Genomic DNA, 8,106 nt, shown 5'->3' with positions numbered 1-8,106 from the left:
CGCTGGTCTTGGCATGGAAGTGATGCACGAGCGCAACGCTCACAACTTCCCGCTTGACCTGGCATCTGCAGAAGCCACCCCTGTGGCACTGACCGCCCCGGCGATCGGCTGATTCAATCGGTGGGTCACTAAGATCCGATCCACCATGTAAATCAACCAATGAAACTTAAAAGCTCTCGCTGAACAGCGGGAGCTTTTTTCTTGAGCATTCTCTGCAATCAACACAGACCATAATAACCTCTGCCTGTGGGTTTGCTGGAGGGGCTGGCTGGCCAGCGCGAGTCTTCCAGCAATGTGATACCAAGAGCTCTCCACTCCTGACTGACACCGCATCAATAATGGCTGGACATAGCCCTAAACAAACCAGTCAGGTGGGCCACAGCGCAGCTAGTCGCCGATGACGGTTAACCAGAAGCTGCTGATTGCGGCTGGAAGAAATCCACAATGCACACCGCACCGACACCCAATGCCTCACCACATAAACCGACCAACCAAGAACTGCAAAGCCTGCGGACGACCATTTCAGTGGCGAAAGAAGTGGAAAGGCGTCTGGGAAGATGTTATTTACTGCTCAGAACGCTGCCGAAAAAACAAGAAGTAGACGCATCCTATATATCCATTGGAACAAGAGATGGGATGCCTGTAGTCCAAGGCAGAATTCCATGCTGTCACCAAAACAACAAAGAGTCAACAACAGTTTCTTGGAAGAATGCCTCTGACGATCCAGCCTGTCTATTGCAAGGTATTTTTGGATATTCTGTCTTAGACTAGTCGAGTTGCACTATACGGCAGAAAGCCTAGTGGCATCTTCCAAACAACCTACTCGGGCCAAGTTGCCAGCCTGAGTTGATACATTATTCCAAGGGAGATACTCAGGTCGCAACTGGGCCTGGAATTGGGATTGAGAAAGAATTTGCTCACCCCGTTCCCAGGCACATCGTCGCGAAAGAAGCTCCAGATCGTCAAACCAGGTTGTCTTCGTCATCTGCCCTCCGTGCAACCGGATATGATACACATAGGCATCAATAACAATTCCTGGCGCCATACAAGTTACGGCAATCATCATGCCAATATCTTCACCTTGAGATAGACCCATCCAACCACCAGCCTTCTTCAAGAGATTGGCTTCCACCAGCAGGGTTGTTGGTCCTAATGGAATGCATGCCTTAGGTGTCGGCCAGGCACGCCAGATATCTCCAGGAAAGCTTGGGCCAGCTGGCACAATTCCTGGATCTGACTTGGAGTCGTCTGTACAATATCCAGCAGACCAAAGAGCTCCATGTTGACCCTTGATTGCATCTAGTCGTTGATCGATAGAGTGTGGATAAAGCCAGTCATCGTCGTCAGCACTAGTAATCCAGTCACCTCTGGCAATGACTAAACCTAAATTGCGTGCTGCGGCCTGGCCGATCGGACGCTCCGTCGCAATGACGGTGGCCCGCTCACACACCCCATCGGGAAGCGCTTCCCGACTAGCACCATCAACAACGATGACATGCTCAACCGCACAATCGTTATTTTTTAAACTTTGATTTAATTCAACCAGCATACTTAGCCGATCTGGCAGCAGTCTGGTTGGCGTAATCACACTAACAGTCATCTAGTTGCCTAAGGGTTTGCTTCTTCTCTTCGACTTAAAGAGCCAAGGGCCTCATCATCCTCGAGAGCTCATAGCTGAAACTGAAGCGAACTTAAGCATTCATTCCAATTGCACAATTCAGCCTACAAGGCTTTCATCATTCAAAGGCACTATCATAGAGTAGCAGCGCGGAGGCCGTCTTGAAAAACCGCACGGGAGTCCTCTGCGCGCGAAGATCACTGGACAGTCTGACTACACAAGCAGCCAACACAGGCATGCTATAGCAGTGCAGATACCCAAGAATGCGGAGTCTCGGCCCGCTTTCGAACCTCAATGAATCTGGAGTCGTGACTCTAATCCGCCTCATCATACGCCGCATTGAGGCTATAAGCTCCCAGAAATTATTCTGATCCCTTGCCAGTACTATCAATCAATTCACGTTACTTGTCTGGGCTTCTAGCAATCAACAGTACCGCTGAGTCGGAATAAACAGGATCACGTCACCGCTGCCGATCGGCCCGTTCTCCGGCCAGCAGTTGAGCCCCAGAGCAGGTGAGCCCCAGCTCTCTCTCGACTCGATCTCATCGATCAGCTCCAGAGGCTCACGCCCGGGCCTGGTTCATGTGCAACGACTCAGAAACAGCAAGAACGCAATGCTCTGCTAGGGTACTCACATGGTTATGATTCCACCCTAAAGCATAGCAGCAGTCTGACAGGACTTGTGCTGCTCTGACGCGATCAGGGCAACAGACTAATTGTTCAGAACATCAGTAAGAACTGCTTGCCATCAGATCGCTTTTGTACACTGATCTGACGTCATCGAGTTAAAACATCTTGAGCAGGGTTTAGCCGGGATAGGGTCCAACACTCTTCAACAGAGCCATGGCCATCCTATTCAGCTGGAACTCTGCTACGCATTCCAAAGACCTTTCGGTGTCAACCGGTGGCTGCTGCGGGGTGTGATCTCATCTCACTTCTCACTTGATTTCCTGTGTTGCAAGGCTGGTCACTCATCCCAAACCGCAAAGCGGTATCAAAAGACATTCTGGCTGGCATGGTGGTCGCCCTCGGCATCATTCCCGAAGCCATCGCCTTCTCCATCGTGGCTGGGGTTGACCCCCAGGTGGGTCTGTTCGGCTCAATCTGCATCCTGATTGTGGTGGCCCTGCTGGGCGGCAGGCCTGGCATGGTTTCGGCCTGCACAGCTGGTGTGGCTCTCTTGATGGGGGGCCTGGTGCAATCCCATGGCCTCAGCTATCTGCTGGCCGCCTGTATTCTGGCGGGCCTTTTTCAGATTGCCTGGGGCTATCTGAAGCTGGCCCAGCAGATGCGTTTCGTGCCACGGTCGGTGACTCTGGGTTTCGTGAATTCGATCGGTGTACTGATCTTCCTGGCCCAGTTGCCCCAGTTGGGTTTTGGACGGCTGGGCATCGACACCCCTTCTCCGCTAGTGGGGGTGGAGGCGGTGAGCTGGCCCATCGTGTGGGCCCTGGTTGCATTTGGGCTGGCGATTATCTATGGCCTTCCCCGACTGACCAAGCTGGTGCCATCCACGCTGGTGGCAATCGTAGGCATCAGCGTGATTGCCGAAGTGTGGCAGCTGCCGGTGCCGCGAGTTGGCGATCTCGGAGTGCTGCCAACAAGCCTGCCGGTTCTGGCGATTCCGTCAGTCTTCGGTTCGTTCGACACTCTGGGAATCATTCTGCCAACGGCGTTGGCGATTTCGTTTGTTGGGCTGCTGCAGTCGTTCCTCACTGCCAATGTGGTGGAAGACCTGCTTGACGAGGACTCGGATTATGAAGCTGAAGCCCGCGCTCAGGGCATAGCCAACATCATCGCCGGCCTGTTTGGCGGCATGGCGGGCGCCGGCATGATTGGCCAGAGCGTCATCAACATCGAGTCCGGCGGTCGTTACCGTCTCTCCACACTCACCGCCGGGGTGGGTCTGTTGGTCCTGGTCATCTCGCTGAGCAGCTGGCTGGCTCGTATCCCGATGGCAGCTCTGGTCGCAGTGATGCTCATGGTGTCCGTCAGCACGGTCAACTGGCAGTCATTCCTGAGGATGCGCAAACTCCCGAAGAGTGATAGTTCGATCATGATCACCACTCTTGTGCTGGCTTTGCTCACACGCAACCTGGCGATTGCGGTGCTGGTGGGAGTAGCACAGGCAGGGATTCTGTTTAGCCGCAAGGTAGCGAAAGTGATCTCAGTAGAAGCGACTTGGCTAACGGATGAGCACATATATTACACTGTGCGTGGCCAGCTATTCTTTGTCAGCGCAGTTTACTTTCTAGCTGGATTCAAGCAGCACCGTTTTCCGCCGAACGTCACCATTGATATGGCTGACGCGCGCATCTGGGATCAGACTGGTACACGAGCTCTCGATCAGGTGATCCGACAACGCCGTCAGGCCGGCTCCACAGTGAAGGTGTTGAATCTCAACCGAGAGAGCCTTGATCTATTTAAGCGCATCAGTGAAAGCCCAGCTGTTGTGATCGGCGCAAACTGCGACCTTCCCCGTGAAGTTGAGTCCACCATGCCCTGAGAAGATTCGTCACTTAGCTGCAAGCACTTCATGCACCACAAACTTAATCGCTGTCTATCCAACCCGTGCTCTCCACAGACACCCACGTCCGGCCAGGTTAGGCCATTTCCGGCATATTCAATTACATCGCCCGCATAATATCCGTGGTGATTTCTTCGGCGGCCTGACAGCCGCGGTGATCGCCCTACCCCTGGCCTTGGGAGTGGCCTCCGGTGCCATTGAGAACGCTGTTGAAGAGGCCATGGAGATGGGTCGTATGTATAGAAGGTGGGCGCCAAGGGCACCAGGCGCAAGCAACTGGAGCGGTTCAAGTTGTTCGAGAAGCTGCCCGAAGACCACACCGATCACACTCGCCACCAGGCACTGATTAAAGCCGTTGAGGCCCTGAAATGAATCTGCTCGTCGTGCTGCTGGAAACGAGCAACAACCAGCAGCACCAAGCTTCATTCTGGTGCAGGTACCTGATCACAGCCAATGCCGTCTACCGGCTCCAGCTGGAGAGTGGCGTGTTGTACTCCCAGCTTTCGCAGCCTCTCCTGAGCCTCATGCAGCATTGTTTCGTCGTCGATCACGCCTTGATGGCGGCAGAGGTGGGCAGTGAGAGCCACCTTCGAAGTGCTTAGGCTCCAGACATGAATGTGGTGCACTCCACAGACCCCCCTGATCGTGAGAAGCGAATGTTCCACGGCATCCAGATCCACGGCTCCGGGCACCGCATCGAGTAAAAGAGCGCCGGCTTCCAGCATCAATCGCCAGCCACTCCAGCCCACGACAAAGCCGACACCGATCGCCACCAGGGAATCAAGCCAGGTCCAACCGGTGAGACCAATCAGCAACGTACTGAACAGGACAGTCGCCGAGAGAGTCGCATCACTGAGCAGGTGCAGGACCGCCGCACGGCGGTTGAGGTCATGCTGATGACCAGGGCCGAACAGCCATGCCGAGAGCAGGTTCACCGCCAGACCGGCAAGAGCTGCCAGCGCCACCGGAGTGGTGCCGAGTTCGACGGGCCGCCCGAGACGCTGCAGACCTTCGACGACAACGACGCCGCCTGCCACCATCACGAGCGCCGCATTGGCCATGGAGGCCAGTTGGGTGCTGCGGCCGTAGCCATAGGTGAAACGCCGATTTGCCTGCCAGCCCGCCAGTCGCTCCGCCCCCCAACTCAGCAGCAACCCAACAACATCCCCAAGGTTATGGATGGCATCGCCGATCAGGGCCAGCGATCCGAAGCCAAAGCCAGTCACCAGCTGCACACCGACAAGCCCGGCGTTGAGAAGAACGCTCCAACGGAACGCCGCCGAACCACTGGCAACCCGCCGGTGAGCGTGGACCTCAGACGACATGAAGCACCTTGGCAATCGCGGTGATGGCCTCCGCCACAACGCTGTAGTAGACACTCATGCCATGTCGCTCCTTGATCAGGTTCCCGCTGGCCTCCAGCTTCTTGAGTTGGTGACTGACGGTGGGCTCCGAAAGCTTCACCAGGGGGGCGAGATTGCAAGTGCAGTCTTCTCTGGCGGGCTGATGTAACAAATGTTCCAGCAGCTGCAACCGCACGGGATCGGCAAGGGGCTTGAGACGAATGGCCAACCAGATCGCCGAGTCCTTCGGCATAGGCTCAGCACTGCCCAGCGGCGGGCAGCAGGCTCGCGCGAGATCAGTGGGAACAAGAAGAGCCCTGGGCATCTCGCCATGCTGCCACCTCCTTGACAAACATCAAAGAAGTGGCCATGCTGAGCATATTCGACAGGTATCAAATATCTCCTGCAGATTCTCTCATGGGTCCTATGTGATTCGAGAGGAATCAGGAGCCGCCCCTGCACGCCATGGGAAACATTGTTCCCTTTGGTTGTCGAGAACTATCTGGGTATCTGCCTGCAAAGAGCGACTGTGGCGTCGATGGCAAGCGAAAACATCGCCCACCTAACGGCTGAGCGGGCTCGGCCAATACAGCGGCGATCGGGAATGAAGCCGCGTCTGGTCCGAGTGATGGCACTCCTGCTGGCCTGCGCCATCGTCTGCGGCACGGCATGGGGCGCTGCCGCATCGGAACTACGGGTTTTCATCCAGAACGACTGCCCCCACTGCGCCGCCTTCAAGGATTTCATGCCGGAATTGCAGCGCCGCCGGCCTGACCTGCGCATCACCCTGATCGCGGTGGACAGCGACCCGGCCGCCCAGCAAGAGCTGGTGGCCATCAGCCGCAAGGCCAATGCCTGGCCCCCGGGGGTGCCCACCTTCGTGATCGATGGTCGGGTGCAGGTGGGGTTCGGTGACCCGGCCAGCAGCGGGCCTGAGCTCCTGGCGTTCGTGCAGGGGAATGCTCCACCAGGGCAGGCCGGCAACACGGCGATCGAGGCCGGGCCCCTGGGCAGCCTGAGTGTGCAGCGACTGGGGCTCCCCCTGTTCAGCCTGGCGCTGGGGCTGCTGGATGGCTTCAACCCCTGCGCCATGTGGGTGCTGCTTTTCCTGCTGTCGCTGCTGGTGCACTTCCGCCGCCGCCGCCGCATGGCCCTCGTGGCCGGCACCTTCGTGCTGGTGAGCGGACTCGTCTACTTCCTCTTCCTGGCTGCCTGGCTGAATCTGTTCCTCGCCGTCGGGTTCGCCACCCCGATCCGGGTGTCGCTGGCGCTGCTGGCCCTGCTGATCGGTGTGATCAACCTGCGTGACAGCGCCACCAAGGAAGCCGACTACCACATCTCGATCCCGGCCCGAGCCAAGCCCGGGCTTTATGCCCGCATGCGCAGCGTGCTCCAGAGCCGCTCGATGACTGGCTCGCTCCTGGGTGTGGCCGCCCTTGCGGTGGTGGTGAACCTCGTGGAACTCCTCTGCACCGCTGGCCTGCCGGCCATCTTCACCGCCGTGCTGGCGCAGCAGAACCTGCCGCCGCTGGCCCATTTCGGCTATCTCGGCATTTACATCCTCGGCTATATCGCCGATGACACCCTCATGGTGATCATTGCCGTCAGTGCGCTCAGCAGCCAGAGGCTCAGCGAAGGCGGTGGGCGCCTGCTGAAGCGCATCAGCGGTGGGGTGATGCTGCTGCTGGGAGCGGTGCTGCTCCTGCGGCCTCAGTGGCTGTTCTCATGAGACGAGTGCCCTGGCGAGTGTCTGGGGATGGCCCGGATGGACCAGGCACTGGCGGAGCAGCGCCAGTCTTTCAGCGATCGGCAGTACCTGAATGGCTGTGGCGCCTGGGAGGAACTGGAGTCCAAGGATCAGGCATGAGGAGAAATACCGGAGACTGCAGTGGCTCGGGATCAATGGCCTGAGGGACGGGAAGACTTCTGTACTCAGATTGAGTACGGGAATAGGTACTCCCAGAAGCCTCCACCTGGGCCCAGTCGGTGTAACTTGAGGTTGAGGGGAGGTCCGGGAGCCGACCCGCCATTTCCCTCCAGAAGAGTCCGGCCTGATTCCCTGAGCCGGTGGTCACAGCGGAGGTGCGATTGGAAGCAAATGTGTCCTCGGTGGCGCAGCGTGAACGCCATCCCGTAGCTGCAGTGAGCCATACGCCATCTCTGTTTCCCGCATATTGAAATCCCGGGCTGCATAACCCGGGCAGCGGTCACAACTGCGGAGGCCAAGCCCTGAGCATCTCTCCCCAGCGCCGTGACTGAATCCTTACCTGCCAGGCCCTAGCCGCAAGCTTCTGCGCAGGAGTAGACAGGCCAACCGTTGGATTCCAGACACCCGACCGGACGGCATCCCAATTGCCAAGGTGACCATCCGCAACCGGTGCTAAGGCGCCCCCACATGGGGCGCCTTCCAAATGCTTCAGCAGATCCTGGGCCCGGTGGGTGGCGAAGTGGAGCAGTTCACGCTTCGCGGCAACAAGGGGCGAGATAATCAGGGACTCCTGAAAAAGGCTGATCCATTGCGGCGCAGCTTGTTTCAGCAATCAAGAGTCGATAAACTGGCCTTGATCAGGGCAATCAACGATTGCTACAACTGCTGAAAGCCGCAGATGTACCGGAAG

General features: G+C 57.4%; 8 protein-coding genes and 1 pseudogene. 6 read left to right on the top strand and 3 right to left on the bottom strand.

The window, feature by feature from the left end; genetic code table 11:
• A pseudogene (locus KBY77_RS16385) lies at positions 1-112 on the top strand (photosystem II q(b) protein); the annotation flags it as partial.
• Positions 113-397: 285 nt separating this feature from the next.
• On the top strand, positions 398-601 hold the full coding sequence (locus KBY77_RS16380) for a DUF2256 domain-containing protein (RefSeq protein ID WP_315856589.1): 204 nt from the start codon (positions 398-400) through the stop codon (positions 599-601).
• 180 nt (positions 602-781) lie between these two features.
• On the opposite strand, the gene KBY77_RS16375 is transcribed toward KBY77_RS16380, so the two are convergent.
• Positions 782-1,600, bottom strand: coding sequence for a glycosyltransferase (locus KBY77_RS16375; RefSeq protein ID WP_255106799.1), 819 nt, complete (start codon positions 1,598-1,600; stop codon positions 782-784).
• Positions 1,601-2,573: 973 nt separating this feature from the next.
• Here KBY77_RS16375 and KBY77_RS16370 point away from each other — a divergent pair.
• Both KBY77_RS16370 and KBY77_RS16705 read left to right on the top strand, forming a co-directional pair.
• Positions 2,574-4,124, top strand: coding sequence for a SulP family inorganic anion transporter (locus tag KBY77_RS16370; protein WP_261352347.1), 1,551 nt, complete (start codon positions 2,574-2,576; stop codon positions 4,122-4,124).
• A 267-nt stretch (positions 4,125-4,391) separates the two neighbouring features.
• Entirely contained in the window at positions 4,392-4,517 is a 126-nt protein-coding gene (locus KBY77_RS16705; RefSeq protein WP_255106801.1) for a hypothetical protein, read from the top strand.
• Positions 4,518-4,567: 50 nt separating this feature from the next.
• Here KBY77_RS16705 and KBY77_RS16360 read toward each other — a convergent pair whose 3' ends face one another.
• Together KBY77_RS16360 and KBY77_RS16355 are read right to left on the bottom strand one after the other, a co-directional pair.
• Entirely contained in the window at positions 4,568-5,470 is a 903-nt protein-coding gene (locus KBY77_RS16360) for a cation diffusion facilitator family transporter (protein WP_255106797.1), read from the bottom strand.
• A complete protein-coding gene (locus tag KBY77_RS16355; protein WP_255106796.1) occupies positions 5,460-5,741 on the bottom strand; it encodes a helix-turn-helix transcriptional regulator in 282 nt (93 codons plus the stop codon). Before KBY77_RS16355 ends, KBY77_RS16360 begins: the two co-directional genes overlap by 11 nt.
• A 375-nt stretch (positions 5,742-6,116) precedes the next feature.
• Here KBY77_RS16355 and KBY77_RS16350 point away from each other — a divergent pair, with 375 nt between their 5' ends.
• On the top strand, positions 6,117-7,217 hold the full coding sequence (locus KBY77_RS16350; protein WP_255106795.1) for a glutaredoxin domain-containing protein: 1,101 nt from the start codon (positions 6,117-6,119) through the stop codon (positions 7,215-7,217).
• A 682-nt stretch (positions 7,218-7,899) separates the two neighbouring features.
• Positions 7,900-8,085, top strand: coding sequence for a hypothetical protein (locus KBY77_RS16345; RefSeq protein WP_255106794.1), 186 nt, complete (start codon positions 7,900-7,902; stop codon positions 8,083-8,085).
• Positions 8,086-8,106 lie beyond the last annotated feature (21 nt).

The sequence above is a fragment of the Synechococcus sp. Cruz-7E5 genome (assembly GCF_024345995.1).
Classification (GTDB): domain Bacteria; phylum Cyanobacteriota; class Cyanobacteriia; order PCC-6307; family Cyanobiaceae; genus Regnicoccus_A.
This window is presented reverse-complemented; position numbering and strand designations above follow the sequence as displayed.